Below are 23,475 nucleotides of genomic sequence, written 5' to 3'. Positions count from 1 at the left end.
TACCAGGAAAAAAATATAAATGTGAATAAGCGTCTTGATGATTATTAATCACGATTAGATAAAAAAAATAAATCTCAAAAATTATGTTCGTACTAAAAAGAGATGGCCGTAGAGAAGCGGTGCAATTTGACAAAATCACGGCACGTATCCAAAAGCTTTGCTATAGCTTGAATGCCGATCTTGTAGATCCGATTGATGTTGCCAAAAAGGTAATTGAGGGTTTATACGATGGTGTAACTACCTCAGAGTTAGATAACCTGGCGGCTGAAACTGCGGCATCGTTAACAACGAAACACCCAGATTATGCTTTGTTAGCCTCACGTATTGCGGTTTCCAATTTGCATAAAAACACCACAAAATCATTCTCGGGTACGATGAAAATGTTGTACGAGTACTTCGACCCAAAAGCACAAAAAGCAGCACCACTTATTGCTGATGACGTGTATGAGATTATTGAAAAAAATGCCGATATTTTAGATAGTTCTATTATCTACGATCGCGATTTTGGTTTCGATTATTTTGGTTTCAAAACCCTAGAGAAATCATATTTATTAAAAGTTAATGGTAAAATTGTAGAGCGCCCACAACATTTATTTATGCGGGTATCTGTTGGTATCCATAAAGAAGATATCGAAAGTGCAATTAAAACCTATAATCTAATGAGCGAGCGTTGGTTTACACATGCTACACCAACCTTATTTAATGCAGCTACACCGAAACCTCAAATGTCATCATGCTTCTTGCTAACCATGCAAGATGATAGCATTGAAGGAATTTATGATACCTTAAAACAAACGGCAAAAATCTCTCAAAGTGCTGGCGGTATTGGTTTAAGCATTCACAATATCCGCGCTACTGGTTCTTACATAGGAGGTACAAATGGTACAAGTAACGGTATTATCCCAATGTTGCGTGTATTTAATGATACAGCCCGTTATGTAGATCAGGGTGGAGGTAAACGTAAAGGTGCTTTTGCAATTTATTTAGAGCCTTGGCATGCTGATGTTTTCGAGTTTTTAGACCTGCGTAAAAATCACGGTAAAGAAGAAATGCGTGCCCGTGATTTATTTTATGCCCTTTGGATAAACGACTTGTTTATGCAACGTGTTAAAGACAATGGTGATTGGACTTTATTCTGTCCGCATGAAGCGCCAGGTTTAGCAGATTGTTTTGGAAAAGAGTTTGAAGCCTTATATACAAAATACGAAGCTGAAGGCAGGGGACGTAAAACCATCAAGGCACAAGAGCTTTGGTTCGCCATCTTAGACTCGCAGATTGAAACAGGTACACCTTATATGTTGTTCAAAGATGCTGCTAATAGTAAGTCTAATCAACAGAATCTCGGTACAATTAAGAGTTCCAACTTATGTACCGAAATTATCGAGTACACTTCTAAAGATGAAGTTGCGGTTTGTAACTTGGCTTCATTGGCTTTACCTCGTTTCGTAATTAATGGCGCATTTGATCATCAAAAATTATACGATGTTACCTATCAGGCTACTTTAAACCTGAACAAAATCATCGACCATAACTACTATCCGGTTCAGGAAGCAGAAAACTCAAACATGCGCCACCGTCCGGTTGGGTTAGGTGTACAAGGTTTGGCAGATGCGTTTATCTTAATGCGTTTACCTTTCGAAAGCGATGAGGCAAAACGTTTGAACAAAGATATCTTCGAAACCATTTATTTTGCATCGATGACGGCATCTCACGATTTAGCAGTTGAAAATGGTGCATATCAAACATTTAAAGGCTCTCCACTTTCTAAAGGTCAGTTCCAGTTCGACTTATGGAATGTAACACCAGACAGTGGAAGATGGGATTGGGAAGATTTACGTAAAAAAGTGGTAAAAGACGGCGTTTACAATTCATTATTGGTAGCGCCAATGCCAACAGCTTCCACTTCACAAATTTTAGGTAACAACGAGTGCTTCGAACCATATACATCAAATATTTATACACGTCGTGTTTTAAGTGGAGAGTTTGTTGTGGTGAACAAGCACCTTTTAAAAGATTTAGTTGCATTAGGTTTATGGAACAACGATATGAAAAACCAAATCATATTGGCTAATGGTTCTATCCAGGCTATTCCATCTATTCCAGATTATATCAAAGAATTATACAAAACGGTTTGGGAAATAAAAATGCGGAATATCATTGACATGGCTGCAGATCGTGGCGCTTATATCTGTCAATCGCAATCGTTAAACTTGTTTGTAAATGCACCTAACACTTCGAAGTTAACTTCAATGCATTTCTATGCATGGGAGAAAGGTTTGAAAACTGGAATGTACTACCTACGTACGCAAGCAGCATCGCAAGCGGTTAAATTTACAGTAGAAAACCAGGGCGGAAAAGCCATTGAAGCCGTTATTCCAGCACAAATGACAGCAGACCAGGTTGCAGAAGAAATTGTTGACGGACCAGTTTGCTCAATGGAAGAAGGTTGCATTAGTTGTTCTGGATAGTAGATTTGTTAGCCATTGGTTCAACTTATGTTGCATTGAAACATACATTTATAATGCATCAAAAACAACTGAACCAGTAAACATTTCGAATGATTGGAAATGACCTGATGAACATTGCAAAGCAATAAAATACACAAGGTTTTGGGCAAACGCTCGAAACCTTTTTTTTGTTCTTACTTTTGTTTACCGCAATACTTCGTTAGACAATGATTGATTCATTTGATGCACCAAACACCAATGAACTAATGACCATTCAACTTATGAACACTCAAAAACACACCAAGCACGAAATCATTCCTTGCGAACGTTGCGGAACAGCTATCGAGTGTAAAGCAAATGCCTACACCAAATGCCAGTGCAGTGTGGTACAGCTCAGTATCAATGAGGTGCAGTATATTTCCGAGCAACATGATGGTTGCCTCTGTGCAAAATGCTTATTTGAGTTACAGCAAGAATACCGAGACGAAATGGGCTTTTAAATAAAGTAATCTACCATCTTCATTACAAAAGATCAATCTACATCAATAGCTGCATGCAAATGGAATTCTCTAACAGCTTTCAGATAGGAGCTATCCACAGCCAAACAGTTTACAAACCAGGAACTGAATAGGCGCTGTATAGTTTTTGAAACATTTTTCTGTATTCAAAAACATGCATCTTTTAGACCGAAAAATTAGGATATAATATTGATCAGGTTCTGAGTTAACACCCCTAAACCTAAAGGGTTAGTTTTGATGTTTTCGTAGGGTTTAAAAGATGATCTCTAAGCAAGTCAAGTGCAGGTGAGATTTTCGAGATACGCTTGCTCCTAAGCTATTTGACGTCAAAAAACGGAAGATAATATATTTTCTAATGGCACCTAAAAACGGCCAGATCCGCATTCAATTTGCTATCAACATGCTGCCTGATAAATGGTTTATCAAGCTTAAAAATAGAAAACATATAAGATTATGGAAACGCTCATTTCTAATTACTGGTGGGTTTTAGTGGCACTGTTGTGCATTGTTTTATACAAATACATTTTAAGATTTCTGTTTGGGATGGTCATCGTACCCGAAGATAGAATCGGTTTAATTACCAAAAAATTTGTGCTCTTCGGCTCGGACCGAGAGTTGCCCGATGGGCGAATTATTGCCATCAAAGGGGAAGCGGGTTTTCAGGGAAAGACGTTGGCGCCCGGCTTATACTTTGGGATGTGGTTTTGGCAGTACAGTGTTATGATGGAGCATTTTACCATCATCCCCGAAGGAAAAATAGGACTAATTATGGCAAAAGATGGTGCCGAAATCCCTACAGGTAACATTTTGGGACAAAAGGTAGACTCCGACAATTTCCAAGACGCAGTAAAGTTTTTGGAAAATGGTGGTCAGCGAGGTAGACAGACTTCGTACATCACTTCCGGATCTTACCGTATCAATACTATGCTTTTTCAGGTTTCGGTAACAGATATGATCCGTATTCAGGAGAGCATGGTAGGGATTGTGACTACCTTAGATGGTTTGCCAATTGAGGCCAATCAAATCGCCGGCAAACTTGTAGAAGGGCATAACAACTTCCAGAATTTTGATGCTTTTATAAAGAGCGGAGGCAACCGTGGTTTGCAACCTCAAGTTATTTTAGCTGGATCCTATAACCTAAATCCATGGGCGATCCAATTGGAAGAGATCCCGATGACCGAAATTGCTATTGGCTATGTGGGTGTGGTTATTTCATTTATTGGAACCGACGGAAGTGATTTGACCGGTGCCGATTTCAAACATGGAAATATTGTAGCTAAGGGATCAAAGGGCGTTTGGCTAGAACCACTCGGACCAGGAAAGTATCCAATAAACAAATATGTGATGAAAGTTGAATTGGTGCCCACTACCAACCTGGTTTTAAATTGGGCTTCGGCACGGAGCGAGGCACATAATTTAGATAAAAACCTTTGCACCATTACCGTGCGCTCTAAAGATGGTTTTCCGTTCAATTTAGATGTTGCGCAGATTATTCACGTTCCTACAACGGAAGCCCCGAAAGTGATTGCAAGGTTTGGCAATATGGTGAATTTGGTTTCGCAGGTTTTGGAGCCAACCATTGGCAACTATTTCCGTAACTCGGCACAAGGAAGCGATGTGATTGCTTTTCTAAGCACACGTAAAGAGCGTCAGGAATCTGCCAAGGAACATATCCGCAAAGTGCTCGATGAATATAATGTTAATGCCGTGGATACCTTGATCGGTGACATTGTTCCGCCAGAGAGTTTGATGAAAACTTTAACTGACAGAAAAATTGCAGAAGAGCAAAAGGTAACTTACGAAACCCAGAAACAAGCCCAGGAAACCAGGCAGGGTATGGAGAAAGAAACCGCCATTGCAGATATGCAAAAAGACATAGTTAAAGCACAACAAAGTGTCGAAATTGCGGAAAGAACAGCGAGTGCTACCGTAAAAAAATCGGAAGGTGATGCAGCTGGCGTGAAATTGGCCGTTGGTGCCGAGGCAGAAGCGACCAAAATGCGTGCACATGCCGAGGCAGAAGCAACCAAAGCAAGAGCGCAGGCAGATTCTGAAGCCATCAAGCTTCGGGCATCAGCCGAGGCGGAGCAAATTTCGTTAACAGGTAGTGCAGAGGCAGGTAAAATTTTAGCCGTAGGTAAATCAACAGCCGAAGCGTATGAACTTGCCGTAAAAGCGTTAGGTGGAGAAAACTTTACGCGGTATAAAATTACTGAAGAATTGTCTAAAGGAAATGTGAAACTCATACCTGATGTGTTAATCGGCGGGAATGGCGCTAATAATGGCGGTTCTGCAATGGATGGTTTGCTTGGTCTAAAGTTGATGGAATTGATGGACCCTGAAAAACGCCATGATATCATTTCGGTAACTGAGATGATAGAAACCAAGACCGGGCCTGACAGGATAGGATAGACTTATGATACAGTTGAAAAAGGCTTTGATGAGAATCGAGGCCTTTTTACATATCATCGAAAGTAAAGTCCCGCATTTTGCATTAAAGTTAAGCGGATTTAGGATTTGGTTAATCGTTTTAGTAATAGTTTTTTATATTTGGAGATCAACACTAACCAACCACAGAAAAAAAATGCCAAATCTAAAACTTCGTATCGTTGTCGCGTTCATCATTCTTACGATACCTAATATTTTGTTAGCCCAGAATTTCCAAACGGGTGTCTTTTATAAACTCATCAAAGGAAATATGGCGGTCGATAATAATGGTAACATGCAAAATGATGATGTGCCAATTTTTAAGGCAGCAGATGAACAGGCAGCCAGCCAGGCATGGCTATTCTCCTCATTAGGAAACGGTTATTATACCATCTCTACTCCAGATGGCTTTAAAAGTATTGATAATGCAAATAGAAAAACAGGTGTTGGAAACCCGTCAGTGTTGTGGGATAACGATGCCTACAATAATAATCAGCAATGGCGTATTACCAAGCAAGCAAATGGGAAGTATAGCATCGTTTCAAGGGCTAGCGGGTATGCCTTGGCAGAGAAGGATGGCAAACTTTATCAGCTTAAAGATACTGTAGGTGCTGCATTTTGGGATATTAACGAATCTATCGCCAAGATTGTTCCCATAAAAAAAGTGGGAGATACGGAAATCGAAAATGAAACCATCTTCGGTATTAATAAGGAAAAGCCACACACACCCATCATTCCTTTCGCAGATCTGCAAAGCCTCAAAGCAGATGCTTCGTTCAACTTCCCATGGGAAAGGAACAAATCTACTTTATACCAATTGTTAAACGGTAACTGGGCTTTCAGCTGGGTGAAGCAACCATCAGAACGACCGGTAGATTTTTATAAAACAGATTTTGATATCTCAAAATGGAAACAAATCTCGGTGCCCTCTAATTGGGAGATGCTAGGGTATGGTACACCCATCTATACCAACATCACCTATCCATTTAAAAATTCGCCGCCATTTATTCGCCCACAGGATGGATATACCAATGAGAAAGAAATTAATCCGGTAGGATCGTACAGAAGAGATTTTAATGTCCCTGAAACCTGGAACGGAAAGGCTATCTATCTTCGCTTTGATGGCGTTTATAGCGCCATGTATGTTTGGGTAAATGGCGTAAAGGTGGGGTATAGTCAGGATTCTAACGGGATTGCGGAATTTAACATTACAGAACAAGTGCACACAGGCAACAATATGCTGGCTGTGGAGGTTTATCGTTGGTGCGATGGAAGTTATCTCGAAGATCAAGATATGTTTCGCTTAAGCGGCATATATAGAGACGTTGCCATCTATGCCACACCAAAAATGCATGTTGGCGATTATACCATCAATACCGATTTTAATGGAAACGATTTCAGTTCTTCCACCCTAAAAATAAGCGCCTTACTTAATAATGCCGATAAGAAAAAAGGGAAAAAGGGTAACCTTGGGGTAGTTGTACTTAATCCAGATGGGAAAGAAGTAGTGTCGGTAAATCAAGCGGTAGATGGCATGAAGGGCAAGGCAACAGCGCAGATTGATTTATCTGCCCAGGTTCAAAATCCCCTGCTTTGGTCGGCCGAACACCCAAACTTATACACTTTAATTTTCAGCTTAACAGATAATAATGGGATGCCTACCGAAGTTTTTTCTTCAAAATTCGGCTTTCGAAAGATAGAAATTAAAGATAAGAACGTATACATCAATAACGAAATCGTATTGTTTAAAGGCGTAAACCGCCACGATATTCATCCGGAGTTTGGTAAGGCAGTTCCTGTAGAATCCATGCAAAAAGATATACTGATGATGAAACAGGCTAACATCAATACCATTAGAACCAGCCATTATCCTAACGATATAAAGATGTATGCCATGTTTGATTACTATGGTTTATATACCATGGCCGAAGCAAACTTAGAATGTCATGGTAACAATTCCATCAGTAGGATGCCCTCTTGGCTACCAGCATATCTCGATCGCAATATCCGGAACGTTGAAGAACACAAAAATTTTCCTTCGGTTGTTTTCTGGTCTATGGGTAACGAATCTGGCAATGGTGCCAACTTCGATTCGGTTTATTTGGCAATTAAAAAATTAGACCCTGTACGCCCTGTTCATTATGAAGGTAAAAATAGCGCAGCTGATATGTATTCGAACATGTATCCATCTATCGACTACATGAAGAAAATGGACGATGAACAAACGGTAAAGCCTTATTTCTTATGCGAGTATGCTCATGCCATGGGCAATGCAGTAGGAAACCTGGCCGAATACTGGGACTTTATCGAGAATAAAGCACATGGTACAATTGGCGCATGCATTTGGGACTGGGTTGACCAGGGTATTAATAAATTTGGTGCGCCAAAAGACCAGTATTACATGGGGGGCGACTTTGGCGACAAACCCAATGATGGTGATTTTTGCTTGAATGGCTTAACTACACCAGATAGACAGATCACCCCGAAGCTATTGGAGGTAAAGCGTGTTTATCAATATATTAAAATTGAGGCAGAAGATTTGATAAATAGAAAAATTAAAATCACCAATAAATACGATTTTACTAACCTGAATGAATTTAATCTGAGCTACAAGTTACTGAAGGATGGCTACGTGGTTAAGGAAGGCAATTTGGCAACCCTCGATTTAGATCCTAACCGTTCGCAAACCATTAGTATCCCAAATGATGTGCCCATTGCAAATGGACACGAATACTTTTTGAACCTTTCTTTCACACTAAAAAAAGACCAGGTGTGGGGTAAAGCAGGTATGGAAATTTCAAGTGCACAATTCGCTATCAACGAGCGAAGCATGTTACCAAAAGTTGAGTCTTTAGCGGGAGTTAAACTTGCATTGCAACGCACCGATGAGTACTTTAATATTACTGGAGATAATGTTCAGGCAGTATTTAACATTAAAAATGGCCTATTAAATAGTTTGAAGTTGAAAGGTAAGGAGCTTATTTTCAACCAGGAGGGCATCGTTTTAGACTGGTATAGAAGCATCAATAACGATCCGCAAAAAGATCAAAGTATAAAAAACAGTTTAGCTAAATTCAATTATGCCTTGGTAAACAATGGCGAATCCATCAAGCTAAAGATGGAAATGAAGGCTGAGTTTATGGATCAAGCTAAAACTACAATTCCCTACGAACTGGTTTATACATTTTACAATACTGGAACTGTAGATGTAAATGTGATGATTGATAACACAAACGATAAAGTTAAAATTCCGGTATTAGGTGTACAGCTGGCTTTAACTCCCGGATTGGAAAAAGTAAGTTATTACGGTCGTGGGCCTCAGGAAAATTACATCGATAGGAAAGTATCTGCAGACCTCGGCGTTTACCAGAATACGGTTACCGGGATGGAAGAAGCGTACGTAAGGGCACAAAGTATGGGAAATCGTGAAGATGTACGTTGGGTCACATTAACCGGCGCAAATGGAGGATTTAAGATTAGTGCTGATGGAAATTTGAACTTTTCGGCTCTGCATTTTAAAAATCAAACGCCGTGGAAACTTAAGCATGGTTTTAAATTGAAAGATAACCGCTTGCCACAGACAATCTTAAATTTAGATTATCAGCAAAGGGGACTAGGGAACGCCAGTTGCGGTCCGGGTCAATTGCTTAAATATGAACTTCCAACTGGCGAACAACGTTATACCTTTAGAATTGAAGGCATAGATTCTGCACCATAGTTTTAGCCATCTGTTTAGCCAAAACCGAGCATTGTTGTCTAAAACAATTACATAAATATGCCGTTCTACTTTTAAACAAAATAGTAACTTTGACGAAAATTTTGAATGCGTGGTTTTGTAATGGGTGAGAATTATCGCAAATATCTCTCCTTTAACCATTAGATAGTTTAAAAAGATCATGAAGAAAGTAAAAGTTGGATTGGTGCAGATGAGCTGTACTAGAAATAAGCAAGAGAATTTAGATAAGGCGATTGTAAAGGTGCGTGATGCTGCTGCCAAAGGAGCACAAATTGTATGTTTACAAGAGCTTTTTACTTCCTTATATTTTTGTGATGTAGAAGATTATGATAATTTCGATCTTGCCGAAGCCATTCCTGGTCCGTCAACTAATGCACTTCACGTGGTAGCCAAGGAACTAGGCGTTGTGATTATTGCATCTTTGTTTGAGAAACGTGCAGAAGGTTTGTATCATAATACAACAGCAGTTTTAGATGCCGACGGTGCTTACCTAGGCAAATACCGCAAAATGCACATTCCTGATGATCCTGCTTTTTATGAGAAATTTTACTTCACGCCGGGCGATTTAGGCTATAAAGTTTTCGAGACTAAATTTGCTAAAATCGGCATTCTCATCTGCTGGGATCAATGGTACCCGGAGGCTTCACGCATAACAGCGTTAATGGGTGCAGATATTATGTTTTATCCAACGGCTATTGGTTGGGCAACAGACCAGGATGAAGAAACCAATCAAGACCAATACAATGCTTGGCAAACCATCCAAAGGTCGCATTCGGTTGCCAACGGCGTGCCTGTGGTAAGTGTAAACCGTGTAGGTTTCGAGCAAGATGGTGCAATGAAATTTTGGGGTGGTAGTTTTGCAACTAATGCCCAGGGTAAATTACTGTATCTCGCCTCTCACGATCAGGAAGAAACTGAAGTGGTTGAGCTCGATCTAGATCAAAGTGATTTTATGCGGAAGCATTGGCCATTTTTGAGAGACAGAAGAATCGATTCTTACCAACCAATTACCAAAAGATATCTCGATGGAGATTAGTTGGATCGCTTTATAATCTTCGGATTGATAAACCAACTATCCTACAACTTATACATCCGAATTTCGGACTATTGATAAAATTAAAACATCGAATTTCGGCAACCCGTCTTTCATTCTTAAAAGCATATGTCAAACTTTCCTCCAAGAAAAGAATTAAATATTAATCAATTTGATTACTCTCCTAAACAACAGGGTTTTTCTTTTCCTGCCGAATGGGCGAAACATGAAGCTACCTGGTTAAGTTGGCCACACAAAGAGGCGAGCTGGCCTGGTAAAATCGAAACCATTTACAAGCCATATTGCCAATTTATTAAAGCAGTTGCAGAAGGCGAAAAAGTACGCATCAATATTAAAGATGATGAAATGAAAGCTTTTGCGGTTGCTGAGCTTGATAAAGTTGGAGCTAATTTAGCGCAAATTGAGTTTTTTTACAACGAAACCAACGATGCCTGGTGCAGAGACCATGGACCGGCTTTTGTACTTAGGGGAACTGAAAAGGCCGTTGTAGATTGGGGTTACAATGCTTGGGGGGGCAAATATCCGCCTTTTGATTTGGATGATGTCGTACCTACGAAAATTGCCAGAAAATTCAATCTGCCTTTATTCCTGCCAGACATTGTGATGGAAGGTGGTTCGGTAGAATTTAATGGTGCAGGCACAATTTTAACAACAACAGCTTGCTTGTTAAACGAAAATCGTAATCCACACCTAGAGAAGGTACAAATAGAACAGTATTTGCTTGAATATTATGGTCAAGATCAGGTACTGTGGTTAGGCGATGGAATTGTAGGTGACGATACGGATGGACATATCGATGATATTACCCGTTTCGTTAATGAAGACACTGTTTTAACCGTAGTAGAAAGCAATCCTCTTGATGAAAATTACATTTTGTTGCAAGAGAATCTAGCGGCTTTAAAAGAAATGAAGTTAAAAGACGGACGTCCGTTGAATATTGTCGAACTACCAATGCCATCACCCGTTATCTTTGAAGATACCCGTTTGCCGGCATCTTATGCAAACTTCTACATTGCGAATGCTGCGGTTATCGTTCCGGTTTTTGATGATGTAAACGATGAAAAGGCCTTGGCCATTATTCAAAGTTGTTTTCCAGATAGAAAAGTTCTTGGGATCAACTCCGTAGATATTATTTGGGGATTGGGAAGTTTTCACTGTTTAAGTCAGCAGGAGCCAGCATAGTAATTATGAACGATAAGCAGCATGGTAACAAATCATATTAAATATTAACTTTACAACAGTTTAAATTTTTATACATTATTTAAAAGTCTCGATTAAGAGATTTAGGGTTTATGAAATTACTAGAAGGAAAAACAGCGCTGATTACAGGAGCATCTAAAGGAATTGGACGCAAAATTGCCGAGAAATTCGCCGAACAAGGTGCTAATGTGGCATTCACATACTTATCATCTGTAGCGCAAGGCGAAGCTTTAGAGCAAGAATTGCAAAGCTTTGGTACGAAAGTTAAAGGCTATCGTTCTGATGCCTCAAAATTTGATCAGGCAGAGCAGTTAATTAATGATATTGTTGCAGATTTTGGTGGAATTGATATCGTAGTGAACAATGCCGGTATTACCAAAGATGGTTTACTGATGCGCATGAGTGAGGAAAACTGGGATGATGTGATTAATATCAACCTAAAATCTATCTTCAATGTAACCAAAGCTGCTTCCAGGATAATGATGAGAGCCCGAAAAGGAGTTTTTATAAATATGAGTTCTGTAGTAGGTGTTCAGGGGAATGCGGGACAAGCAAATTACGCCGCCTCTAAAGCAGGTATTATTGGGTTTACCAAATCAGTAGCTAAAGAACTTGGTTCACGAAATATTCGTGCTAATGTAGTCGCTCCGGGTTTTATCCGTACCGAAATGACTGCTGTTTTAGACCCGGCAGTTGTTGCCGGTTGGGAAAAAGACATCCCATTGAAACGTGCTGGCGAAACGGAAGATATCGCTAATGTTTGTGTATTTTTAGCTTCAGATATGAGCGCTTATGTAACCGGACAAACTTTATCAGTTTGTGGGGGGATGCTTTAAACTAAAGTTGATGATATAAAGATCCAGGGTGGGAGGTTTTCTCTTCTGGATGTTAATTTGAAGGTGTGAGTTGAGGGTAAATCCCTAAACCTCACGCCTTTTATTTTATCAGATATTTTCCATTTTCCTGCACAATAGTTGGAAGAATACTATTCTTTTCAAATGCAACATAACCAGGTTGTAGCGTTTTCCAAAAAGCGATCTGTGTTGGAAATTGTACCCCATATTTTTTCATATTTCCATCATTCATTCTAAACGGATAAATATTTACTGGGATTTCTTCCTGTCCAGCATTTTTTGCCTCTAGTGCCAACAAATACACTTCTTTAATTTTTTCATCGGTAAGTGGAATGCAGCCCACCGTAACGCAATCGCCATGAATGTAAATATCTCCACCTGGTTTCCGATCTTTTCCCGTTCTTGCTACATCTACCTCATTAGGATAATTTATTCCTAAGGATAAGTAATATGAACTTAAAGGATTAAATATGTTGATGTAGTAAAACCCTTCGGGCGTTTGCAAATCTCCTTCAGTAATTTTTGGTCCTAGTTTCCCCGAATGTGCACAGAAATCGTAAATTCGAAAAATAGCATATTTTTTGCCTGATTTGTTCTTTAACCAAACCTCTAATTTCCCTTCTGCTTTGTAAGCATTAATCAACATAGAGAAATCTTCGCCAAAACCATCAGATTTTAAAAATTTTTGTAGTACCTCCCATTTTTCAGTATAGGCTTTCCCAACTCGTTCGAATTGTATCTGGTCTTTTTTGAAATTTTCCTGGGCATTTACCATCATGCTTAGCATCAATAAAATTGTTAAAAACTGAAATTTCATAAATTTTACTTTGTGCTAAAGCTAATACTTTACTGCCAACAATCCGAAAGCTATGAATTTATTTTGTATCGATTCTCATCTTGGATTCTGTTTTTTCAAAGTAATTTGTAAAGGTATTTCCATTAATACAGATTTGAAACCTAATCAAAGTGATTTGTCTAATAATGTTAAGCTTCAAATATCTTTGTTTGGAACCTGGTTTTTGACTGGTTTATGCATGAAAAAAACTTGAATTTCACCTCAAAATTCACATCTTTATAAAATATGAATGGCTTTTTTTCAGGTACTTCTATCATCTCATTTATCGGCTGTTTGGCATTAGGCATTTTATATGCGTGGTTACTCTATCGTAGCAATAATAATTTAAATCAAAAACTACGGTATGGATTAATAGCACTTCGAATTATTGAGGTTAGCGCCATTGCCTGGTTATTGTTTTCGCCATTAATCAAAACACTTAATTATACTTTAGATAAGCCAATCATTGTAATTGGCCAGGATAATTCGTTATCAATTGGGCAGGTGAAGCCATCAGGTTTTGATCAGAAATTGTACGAACAAAACTTAAAAACTTTACAAGATCGCTTGTCAGAAAAATATGAAGTTGAAACTTATAATTTTTCAGATGAGGTTAAAGATGGACTCAGCTTTAGTAACAAGGGAAAAATTACAGATGCATCACTGTTTTTCCAAAAGATAAAAGATGAATACACCAATAGAAATGTTGGCGCCATAATTTTGGCAACAGATGGAATCTTCAATCGTGGTGGCAACCCGCTATACGGAATAGGGCAAATTAACTCACCCATATATACCATTGCTCTTGGCGATAGCATTCCTAAACGAGATTTGCTTATCGCGAACGTGAATTACAATAACATTGTTTACCTTGATGATGATTTTACTGTAGAAGTTCAGGTGCAGGCCTACCAGAGCACTGGCGAAAATGCCACTTTAACTGTTAACCAAAACGGAGATAAAGTTTCACAGCAAACAGTCGCGATTAGTGGTAATGCTTTCATTAAAACCGTTCCAGTAAAGTTACATGCTGGAAAAATTGGCGTTCAAAAATTTACCATTGGATTAAGTTCGCTTCCTAATGAAATCACTTTAAAGAATAATAGTCAAACATTTTATGTTGAAGTAATTGATGGGCGGCAAAAGGTTTTGCTTGCAGCCGCGGCACCACACCCTGATTTAACCGTGCTAAGGGATGCCATTTCGCTCAATAAGCATTATGAAGCCAAACTTGTATTGGCTGAGGATCTAGCAACGGTCGATGCTGCAAAATTCGATTTGATTGTGCTCTATCAAATGCCCGATGCCCAGAATTTATCTGCTGGTTTTACTCAGAAAATATCAAATTTAAAAAAACCACTTTGGTTTATTTTAGGTGCGCAAAGCGGAATAAATGCTTTTAACCAAATGCAAAAACAGGTGAACATTGGCGGTGCTACTGGGTCGTTGCAAGAGGTATACCCAACCGTAGCTAGCGATTTTTCCAGTTTCAGTTTATCAGAAGTAGAGAAAAAATCTTTCTCTACTTACGATCCTTTATTGATGCCTTTTGGTAGGTTGACCTTAAACACAACCATCACGCCAATTTTTAACCAACGTATTGGCAAAGTAAATACGCAGCAGCCATTGCTATTCTTTACTACTGATAATGGATTAAAGCGAGGTTACCTTTTGGGTGAGGGATTATGGCGCTGGAAATTATCAGCCGCAGCAAATGAAGAAAATCCATCTATTTTAAATGATTTAATTGCTAAAACAATACAATTCCTCTCTATAAAAGATGATAAAAGGAGGTTTAAGGTTTTTACCTCAAAATCTGCATATGATGAGAATGAAGCTGTTCAGTTTAATGGCACTTTGTACAACGAAAGTTATGAACCCACCAACCAACCCGAAGTAGCTTTGCAAATTAAAAATGAGGCAGGTAGGGTTTTCAACTATATTTTTTCAAAAACTGAAAATGCTTATCAGTTAGATGCTGGCGCTATGCCCGCTGGTAATTATACTTATGTTGCAAAAACCACTTTAGGAGAAAACAAGCTCGCAGCTACGGGCAGTTTTTATGTTAATGCACTTGTTGCCGAGTTTCAGCAAACTACTGCTAACCACCAATTGCTTAATACCATCTCGAAGCAAAGCAATGGTAAGCTGTTTATGCCTGCAAACCTGCTGCAAATTGCCGATGAAATTCTAAAAAATGAAAATATTAAAACCATAAGCTACGAAGACCGAACCTATAATGAGCTTATCAATATGAAATGGCTGTTCGGATTAATTGTAGCTCTATTGGCCACCGAATGGTTTTTAAGAAAGCGTTATGGAGAATTATAACATCTCTACATCAGAAATTATCGAGGTACTAGGTACCATTGCTTTTGCAATATCGGGCACGTTTACCGCCATGCAGCGTAAGTTAGATCCTTTTGGAGTACTTATTATTGCTTTCGTGACAGCAATAGGTGGGGGGACAGTTAGGGATTTGCTAATCGGCGATACGCCGGTGGAGTGGATGCGGGATATGCAAACTTGCCTGGTTATTTTAATTACTGCACTGGTAACCATGTTTTTCAAAACTCATGTCCAAAAAATGAAAGTTACGCTTTTTTTGTTTGATAGCTTGGGCTTGGGTTTGTTTACCATGGTAGGTTTACTGAAAGGGATGGCCTTTGGTCTTAATCCCGGTATTTGTATCGCTTTAGGAACCATTACCGGTTGTTTTGGAGGCATTATAAGAGACACTTTGCTTAATACCATTCCATTGGTATTTCGTAGAGAAATTTATGCTTCAGCCTGTATTATGGGAGGCTTGTTGTATTACTTACTCATCTACATTAGTGTAGAAAGTATTGTAGCCAAGCTTACAGTAGTGGCATTTATCTTTCTGTTTCGGATTGTGGCCGTTAAGTTTAAACTGTCTTTGCCTAAATTCGAGTATTAATTCTGAATCTGATTTAGGTTAATCCTTTTTATCCTCGCGGATGATAACAAAAACATCCTCGTTGTCCTTTTTCATGAAATATTTTTCGCGGGCAAATTTTTCAGCTGTGTTTAAGTTTGTATTTAACTCGTTTAAATCCTTTTTAACATGCTCGGTTTCATTTTCGAAATATTCTTTTTCTTCTTGTAATTTGTTTGCCTGACTACGGTATTCATACTGCAACATCATGTCGTTTTTATCAAAAAACAACATCCAAACAGCAAAAGCCGCTGTTGCCAGGAAATACTTACTGCGGAAAAGATCTATTAAACGTTTCATATATAATTAGAAAGTTAAAATTAAAAAATCAAAATGACTTTGCTGCAGTTTTATTTCATTAAAGCATATAAAGTAAAAACATCCGAAGATTTAAATTCTCCGGATGTTCTACAAATAAGTTTTTCAACTTGTTAACAAATCCTGTCCGTTAGTTTCAACTAACCAACACCTATTTCTTTGCGTATTTAAATGAAGAACCAATGAAACGAGCATTTTCGCCCAGTTCTTCTTCAATGCGTAATAACTGATTGTATTTTGCAATCCTGTCAGAACGAGATGCAGAACCGGTTTTAATCTGTCCGCAATTTAGAGCAACGGCCAAGTCTGCAATGGTAACATCTTCTGTTTCGCCAGAACGATGACTCATTACTGAAGTATAGCCACTGTTTTGTGCTAATGTTACTGCGTTTATGGTTTCTGTTAACGATCCAATTTGATTTACTTTTACCAGGATTGAATTTGCTGTATCCTCATCGATACCACGTTGTAAACGTGTTACGTTGGTTACAAATAAATCATCACCTACTAACTGAACGCGATCGCCAACTTTGTCGGTTAATGTTTTCCAGCCTGTCCAGTCATTTTCATCCATACCATCCTCAATTGAAATGATTGGATATTTTGCAGAAAGATCAGCAAGATATTGTGCTTGCTCTTCGCTAGAACGAATAGCACCTTTATCACCTTCGAATTTAGTATAATCGTATTTGCCATCTTTGTAGAACTCTGAAGAGGCACAATCTAAAGCCAAACAAATTTGAGATCCTGGCGTGTAACCGGCAGTTTGAATGGCTTTTAAAACAGTTTCAATTGCATCTTCAGTACCATCAAATGTAGGGGCAAAACCACCTTCATCACCCACAGCGGTAGATAATCCCCTGTCGTGAAGGATTTTCTTTAAGCTATGGAAAACTTCAGTTCCCCAACGTAAAGCTTCAGAAAATGATGGCGCACCAACCGGCATAATCATAAATTCCTGGAAAGCGATAGGCGCATCAGAGTGAGAACCACCGTTAATGATGTTGATCATTGGAATTGGTAAAGTGTTTGCATTAACACCACCAATGTAGCGATATAGTGGCTGTCCAATTTCATCTGCAGCCGCCTTAGCCACAGCTAAAGAAACGCCCAAAATTGCATTTGCTCCCAGGTTACCTTTGTTCTCAGTACCATCAAGTCCAATCATCAATTTGTCGATTGCATTTTGTTCGAAAACATCAATACCACGTAATGCATCAGCAATTTTAGTATTTACATTTTCTACAGCTTTCAAAACACCTTTACCTAAATATGTAGATTTATCTCCGTCACGTAATTCAACAGCCTCATGTTGCCCGGTAGATGCACCGCTTGGTACAGCAGCACGGCCAAAAGCGCCCGCCTCTGTAACTACTTCTACTTCTACTGTTGGGTTGCCTCTCGAATCGAGGATTTGTCTTGCATGGACATTAACAATTATGCTCATTTCTATTTAATTTTTTATTGGTTTTTTAACTTGCTTAGTGTAAAAAGTACAATTACTAAGCTTAACCTCAAAGTTAGTATAATTTTTAAATAAATAAAGCGTTTCCGGGCTTTAATATTCAGCCCGTTACTTCACTTTATATCAGAAATTTGAATGGGTGTATGGGCGCAATTACTGAGCGATAAATTGATAAAAAGCTACAAATTCGCGGTGCCAGAACCACTCGGTATGTTTACCATCTTCTTTCTCTACGAAAACGACTTTTTTATTTTTCCCTTCGGGATTTAGAATGTGATGAACTTTTTTCATGTCTTCCACCATTGCTACGCCTTCTTTATCACCTGCTACAAAAAATAATTTGCTATTTTTCATTTGTATGGCCGCTTGTGCAACATCTTCGTAAATTTTAGGAGCTAACCAAAATGCAGGACTAAAAATTCCGGCCGAACCAAATACTTTTGGATAGGTGGAAATGGCGTACATGGATATTAAGCCACCCAAAGAACTACCCGCAATTGATGTGTGCTGAGCATCTGTAAGGGTTCTGTAATTCTTATCGATGTAAGGCTTTAATGTTTCCACCAAAAATTGTGTATAAGCTTTACCTTCACCTCTTCCATATTTGCTATCGTATGGATTATATTCTGTTAACCTGTCTGTTCCCGCATGGTCAATACCAACGATGATCATTTCTTTCTCGCCCTCGCGAATCAGGCTATCCGTAACGGAGTCTACTGCCCACTCATCATTCCGGGCTGGCGTGGCATGAAATAAATTTTGCCCATCATGCATGTATAGCACCGGATATTTTTTAGAACCGTTTTTATAACTTTTCGGAAGATAAATCCAAATTTTACGATTTTTTTTCAATTGAGGCATGTGAAAACTGGTGTCGACTACATGCACATGATCTCCAAAAGTGTAAGCTATTTTTTCTTGCGCTTTAAAATGATCGGCCCAATTTTCAATGCGTATATCCATAACTGTATCAACATTCAAATTTAAAATTCTGTTTGAAATGGCATAACCATTAATTTTCGATTCTACCTTATTCCAACTCCCCCGTGTAATTTTAAATTCGTGATTACCTTTAGCTAAATTTAGGTTGATATGGTAAGTTAAACTATCCTTTTTAGCTAATCCAAAACCTTCAGCATGTGGATTCCAGTCGTTAAAACCTCCGGCGATGAACAAGCTGTCAATTGTTTTGTCTGGAACGCGAACATTCATCTGCACGTTTATTTGCGCCCGTAGAAAGCAGGGCAGCAATAAAAAACAATAACACATCTTCAGCATAACATAAATTTGATTTTTTTATTTCCTCGCAGTCAGCCTCAATATATCATTTTGGAATTTAAGGTTGCTTAGTTGTTGGGCATCTACAAGAACTCCCAGGCATCTCTTCATGCCCGTTAATGAAAGTGAGTAATAATTTAAGTTTACAAGGATATTAACATCATTATTTCAACTCATCCAATACGCGAAATAATTTTTTATTAATTCCGCTTCCGCTATAATTATTAATGTTAATTACCACTACATATTTATTTCCTGCCGCATTTGTATGGTATCCAGCAAATGCTGAAACATCATTGATGGTACCACTTTTTATCTTCATGCCATTGTAATCTGGCAAGGCCTTGTAGAAATCGCTAAACCAGCTTTCCTTCTGGATTTGATATAACACATCTGCCATGGCAGCAGTTGTAATTCGATCTCCAGGCGATAGTCCACTCCCGTCCAGAATGTTTAGTGCAGATCTATCAATGCCTTTTGCAGCCCAAAAATTAATTTCTGTTTCTGCGCCCTTTGCAGTTGTAGCAAGCTTGCCAGATTTTAACGCAATGGTTTTTAACAGGGTTTCACCATATAGATTGATACTTTTCTTTAAAAACCAGTAAACAATTTCACTAAGATTTGGAGAGCTTACGGTATTTATTTTTGCGGTAATTGCTGGGATGGATTGTTTGTTTAGGTCCATTAGCCGGGTGGTGGTTGCTGGTTGCGTAGCTGCAATTCCTAAACGTTTTAAGGTATCTTGCAAGCGATATGCGCAGTCGAAAGCAGGGTCGGGGAGGGCAACTGAGATTCCTGTTTTGCCGATACCAATTCCCCAGGTGCCACGTAAATAAGCCACATTTGCATAAGGAGGCAAAAAGGCATAGCTCCTATCGCCAGTTCCAGATGCGCCCGTTTTCAGCTCATTTTGAATTTCTAGATATGTTGTTTCTGGAACTGTTTTAACAATTCTTACCTCATTGCCGATGCTTGCACCCGGACGTAAATGGATATCAAACTGGTTTTCTCTCCATGCCAATCCTGATGTTCCTGCACCATAGTAGTTTCCGATATCTTGCCAAACCCAACCTTCAGGTGTAGTTTGCGTTCCGAAAATCCGGTCGTCGCCAATTATGGAGCCCTCAATTTTTTTTATCCCGACAGATTTAATAGCCGATACCCATTGTGTTAGTACGGCGTTCTCCTTATTTTGATATCGCCAAGAGCCTAAGGTCGGGTCGCCACTGCCTACAATTATTAAATTTCCCTTTAAAATCCCATCCGCAGTAATGTTGCCGGTATAAGCTAAAGTAGTTTGAAACTGGAAATCTTTACCCAAAATGCTAAATGCGGTTGCCGCTGTAATTGTTTTTAGGGTAGATGCAGTTGCCAAACCAACCTGTTCATTTTTCGCAAATAGTACTTTTCCAGTGTTTGCATCTAACACACAGAGTGATGTTATGGCATGTTTTGCCTGGTCATCGGCCAGTAGATTATTAAATGCTTTTTCAAGATTTTGGATCCGGTTTTGCGCAGAACCAACACCAGAAACAAATGTAAATAAAGCAAGGAGGAATATTCTAAATTGCATAGTTTTTTCAATAGGATAACAAAGATAAAATTATTTGAAGGGCTGTAGTTTGCCTTTCAAATTCTTTACAATGGCTACCCATTAAAAAGTTTATTGCGTTTAATCTGCTTACCTTGCCGTAACCTCGCGGCATGATAGATGGTAGGAACGTCATTGGTCCATTCTTTAAGGGTAAGTATAATTGCAACAATCTCCGCTCGGGTAATTAGTCCAATCCAGAAGCAAAATTCGAATAAGATTGCCGATTGGCAATGCGCCATCACCTCTACCAAAGTGGCAAATAATATTAGGGTCCATATTTTGGCACCAATTGAATGCGTAGCAATCTCTTTCTTAGATTTTGCGTAACTTATTACATAGCAAAAAATTTCTGACCCAATTAAGATTGCCATTTTAAACAAATTTCGCACAAAAAAATCCGGACATTGGATATACGTTGCAACAGTTACCGAGATAAAAAAACCTGATCTACGCTAGAATCCAGTCGTCGTAATTTTTCGGATGAAATGTTTAGCTTACGGGCAATAACTCCATCAAAAATATCAGTTATTAATCCGATAGATAATAGTGAAATGGCCCAGGTAGCGTAGTGATTTATCTCTAATAGGCGGAGTAAAATTATTCCAAACCCAATAAGTAACCTAGCGTAGATAAGCGCAAAAGGAATATCTTTTATCAAAATAAAAAGCATAAAAAAGCCCGTGAATATTTTCACGAGCTATAAGTCTATTTTTTTAAACCAATTCTTTTTGCAAAAGATATTCAGCAATTTGAACAGCATTGGTTGCAGCTCCTTTACGGAGGTTGTCTGCAACAATCCATAGGTTCAAAGCTTTTGGAGCCGATTCATCTCTGCGAATACGACCTACAAAAACTTCATCTTTTTCATGTGCATCTTTTGGCATCGGGTATTTTAAGTTCGCTACATCATCCACAACAATAATACCCGGCGCTTTTTCTAAAATACTGCGTACTTCAGCTAAATCAAAATCATTTTCGAATTCGATATTAACCGATTCTGAGTGACCTCCCATTACTGGAATCCGAACGGTAGTAGCGGTAACCTTAATGCTGTCGTCGCTCATAATCTTATTCGTTTCTTTAATCATTTTTACCTCCTCTTTGGTGTATCCATTTTCCGTGAAGACATCAATATGAGGAAGTACGTTTAAGTCGATTTCATATGGATAAGCCTTAGGTCCGTCTATACCTTTACGCTCATTCATCAGTTGCTCTACCGCTTTTACACCGGTTCCGGTAACAGACTGATAGGTAGACACTACTACTCGCTTGATTTTGTATTTGTCGTGCAGTGGTTTTAAAACCACCACCATTTGTATCGTAGAACAGTTAGGATTGGCAATAATTTTATTGTCGATAGAAAGTTCGTGTGCATTCACTTCAGGAACCACTAACTTAATAGCAGGATCCATTCTCCATGCAGAAGAATTATCTATTACGGTTGTGCCAGCTTCTTTAAAGCGAGGTGCATGTTCTAACGATGTGTTGCCACCCGCAGAAAATAATGCGATATCTGGCCTCATACCAATTGCAGTATCCATGCTAACGATTGGAAACTTCTTACCCTTAAAAGTAATTTCCTTACCAACGCTCTTTTCTGATGCCACGGGAATTAACTCTGTTAAAGGGAAATTTCTTTCTTCCAATACTTTTAACATCACGGTACCAACCAAACCAGTGGCACCTACAACTGCTACTTTCATTTTAATTTTTAATTATTATATTTATTAAACATTTGATATAGGCCCAAATATGGTAAAAATTACGCTTATATCCCTATTGTTACTGAGTAAATTTACGTTAAATGTTGTATATCCTATTTTATCTACGGAAATAATAGAATTTGATATGCCTTTTGCTCACAAAACCACTTCCACACATCATTCGTTTACTACAATTAAAACATTTAATATTATTAATAAAGGCGATGTTTTGATTTCTGAGGTGTTGTTTAACCCCCGAACAGGTGGTGTAGATTTCGTAGAAATATTTAATCATTCCAACCATGAAATTGATTTGAAAGAATTGCAGTTGGCCAATGTAAATACCGCTGGGCAGCCAGCAAACATTAAGAATATTTCTTCAACAAAGTTGATGATTGCGCCCGGATCATATTGGGTGATTACCACTAACACTGCAAATGTTAAACAAAATTACTATGCGAAATTCACAGATCGATTTGTGCAGATAAGCAGTACGCCGGCATTCAATAACGATAAGGGTTCAGTGGTATTGCTCAGTAGTAACCAAGTAATCGATCAACTGGATTATAATGCTAAAATACACCATCCTTTAATTAGAGATGAGGATGGAATTTCGCTTGAACGTGTATCTTTCGACGTACCCGCAAATGAAACAGGCAACTTTAAATCTGCTGCGGCGAGTGTTGGATTTGCAACACCAACTTACAGGAATTCGCAAGAGATTGGAGACGAAAAGTATTTCGCAAAATTACAATCTAACACATTTTCTCCAGATGGCGATAATTTCGAAGATCTATTGATGTTAAGTTACCAGGTTGGCGAAAATGCCACCTTGGCTAACGTAAATATTTTTGACGACAAAGGTAGGCTGGTAAAAAAAGTACTTAAGAACCAAACCATTGGTACCAATGGAGATTTGTTTTGGGATGGTATTAATGACAAAGGAACAAGAGCACCTGTCGGGATTTACATCATCTTGTTTGAGTATTTTAATCTAAACGGGAAAAGAAATACAATAACAAATACTTTTGTATTGGCCAATAAATTGAATGACTAGCCAGTTCAAACATCCCTAAAATATAAAACCCAT

Annotated in this window: 18 protein-coding genes; 10 read left to right on the top strand and 8 right to left on the bottom strand. The window is 38.6% G+C overall.

What is annotated here, in order from left to right; genetic code table 11:
• Positions 1-83: 83 nt before the first annotated feature.
• The 7 genes from OQ268_RS00525 (at position 84) to fabG (ending at position 12,218) form a co-directional block, all read left to right on the top strand.
• On the top strand, positions 84-2,468 hold the full coding sequence (locus tag OQ268_RS00525; protein WP_265854104.1) for a ribonucleoside-diphosphate reductase subunit alpha: 2,385 nt from the start codon (positions 84-86) through the stop codon (positions 2,466-2,468).
• A gap of 206 nt (positions 2,469-2,674) precedes the next feature.
• Positions 2,675-2,947, top strand: a complete 273-nt coding sequence (locus tag OQ268_RS00520) for a cysteine-rich CWC family protein (RefSeq protein WP_265854103.1) — start codon at positions 2,675-2,677, stop codon at positions 2,945-2,947.
• A gap of 471 nt (positions 2,948-3,418) precedes the next feature.
• The gene (locus OQ268_RS00515; RefSeq protein ID WP_265854102.1) at positions 3,419-5,377 is read left to right on the top strand and encodes an SPFH domain-containing protein; all 1,959 of its coding nucleotides are present in this window, start codon (positions 3,419-3,421) and stop codon (positions 5,375-5,377) included.
• 172 nt (positions 5,378-5,549) lie between these two features.
• On the top strand, positions 5,550-9,110 hold the full coding sequence (locus OQ268_RS00510) for a glycoside hydrolase family 2 TIM barrel-domain containing protein (RefSeq protein ID WP_265854101.1): 3,561 nt from the start codon (positions 5,550-5,552) through the stop codon (positions 9,108-9,110).
• Positions 9,111-9,288: 178 nt separating this feature from the next.
• Positions 9,289-10,164: a carbon-nitrogen hydrolase gene (locus OQ268_RS00505; protein WP_265854100.1), complete on the top strand. Its 876-nt coding sequence runs from the start codon at positions 9,289-9,291 to the stop codon at positions 10,162-10,164.
• Between the two features lie 126 nt (positions 10,165-10,290).
• Positions 10,291-11,364, top strand: coding sequence for an agmatine deiminase family protein (locus tag OQ268_RS00500; RefSeq protein WP_265854099.1), 1,074 nt, complete (start codon positions 10,291-10,293; stop codon positions 11,362-11,364).
• A gap of 110 nt (positions 11,365-11,474) precedes the next feature.
• The gene (fabG, locus tag OQ268_RS00495; protein WP_265854098.1) at positions 11,475-12,218 is read left to right on the top strand and encodes a 3-oxoacyl-[acyl-carrier-protein] reductase; all 744 of its coding nucleotides are present in this window, start codon (positions 11,475-11,477) and stop codon (positions 12,216-12,218) included.
• Between the two features lie 100 nt (positions 12,219-12,318).
• On the opposite strand, the gene OQ268_RS00490 is transcribed toward fabG, so the two are convergent.
• Complete coding sequence (locus OQ268_RS00490) at positions 12,319-13,053, bottom strand: L,D-transpeptidase family protein (protein WP_265854097.1); 735 nt, start codon at positions 13,051-13,053, stop codon at positions 12,319-12,321.
• A 264-nt stretch (positions 13,054-13,317) separates the two neighbouring features.
• Here OQ268_RS00490 and OQ268_RS00485 point away from each other — a divergent pair, with 264 nt between their 5' ends.
• Complete coding sequence (locus OQ268_RS00485; RefSeq protein WP_265854096.1) at positions 13,318-15,402, top strand: hypothetical protein; 2,085 nt, start codon at positions 13,318-13,320, stop codon at positions 15,400-15,402.
• Entirely contained in the window at positions 15,389-16,009 is a 621-nt protein-coding gene (locus OQ268_RS00480) for a trimeric intracellular cation channel family protein (protein WP_265854095.1), read from the top strand. The genes OQ268_RS00485 and OQ268_RS00480 overlap by 14 nt, the downstream gene beginning before the upstream one ends.
• Before the next feature lie 18 nt (positions 16,010-16,027).
• Here OQ268_RS00480 and OQ268_RS00475 read toward each other — a convergent pair whose 3' ends face one another.
• The 7 genes from OQ268_RS00475 to OQ268_RS00445 form a co-directional block, all read right to left on the bottom strand.
• Complete coding sequence (locus OQ268_RS00475; RefSeq protein ID WP_265854094.1) at positions 16,028-16,327, bottom strand: FtsB family cell division protein; 300 nt, start codon at positions 16,325-16,327, stop codon at positions 16,028-16,030.
• 169 nt (positions 16,328-16,496) lie between these two features.
• On the bottom strand, positions 16,497-17,792 hold the full coding sequence (gene eno / locus OQ268_RS00470) for a phosphopyruvate hydratase (RefSeq protein ID WP_265854093.1): 1,296 nt from the start codon (positions 17,790-17,792) through the stop codon (positions 16,497-16,499).
• Positions 17,793-17,963: 171 nt separating this feature from the next.
• Positions 17,964-19,022 (bottom strand): alpha/beta hydrolase, encoded by a 1,059-nt coding sequence (locus tag OQ268_RS00465; RefSeq protein ID WP_265854092.1) that lies wholly within the window; start codon positions 19,020-19,022, stop codon positions 17,964-17,966.
• 229 nt (positions 19,023-19,251) lie between these two features.
• The gene (gene dacB, locus OQ268_RS00460) at positions 19,252-20,661 is read right to left on the bottom strand and encodes a D-alanyl-D-alanine carboxypeptidase/D-alanyl-D-alanine endopeptidase (protein WP_265854091.1); all 1,410 of its coding nucleotides are present in this window, start codon (positions 20,659-20,661) and stop codon (positions 19,252-19,254) included.
• A 74-nt stretch (positions 20,662-20,735) separates the two neighbouring features.
• A complete protein-coding gene (locus OQ268_RS00455) occupies positions 20,736-21,053 on the bottom strand; it encodes a hypothetical protein (RefSeq protein ID WP_265854090.1) in 318 nt (105 codons plus the stop codon).
• Between the two features lie 53 nt (positions 21,054-21,106).
• The gene (locus OQ268_RS00450) at positions 21,107-21,376 is read right to left on the bottom strand and encodes a CDP-alcohol phosphatidyltransferase family protein (RefSeq protein ID WP_265854089.1); all 270 of its coding nucleotides are present in this window, start codon (positions 21,374-21,376) and stop codon (positions 21,107-21,109) included.
• Between the two features lie 19 nt (positions 21,377-21,395).
• The gene (locus tag OQ268_RS00445; protein ID WP_265854088.1) at positions 21,396-22,385 is read right to left on the bottom strand and encodes an aspartate-semialdehyde dehydrogenase; all 990 of its coding nucleotides are present in this window, start codon (positions 22,383-22,385) and stop codon (positions 21,396-21,398) included.
• Between the two features lie 49 nt (positions 22,386-22,434).
• Here OQ268_RS00445 and OQ268_RS00440 point away from each other — a divergent pair, with 49 nt between their 5' ends.
• Complete coding sequence (locus tag OQ268_RS00440) at positions 22,435-23,442, top strand: lamin tail domain-containing protein (protein ID WP_265854087.1); 1,008 nt, start codon at positions 22,435-22,437, stop codon at positions 23,440-23,442.
• Positions 23,443-23,475 lie beyond the last annotated feature (33 nt).

This window comes from Pedobacter sandarakinus, from assembly GCF_026240095.1.
Taxonomy (GTDB): Bacteria; Bacteroidota; Bacteroidia; order Sphingobacteriales; family Sphingobacteriaceae; genus Pedobacter; species Pedobacter sandarakinus.
This window is presented reverse-complemented; position numbering and strand designations above follow the sequence as displayed.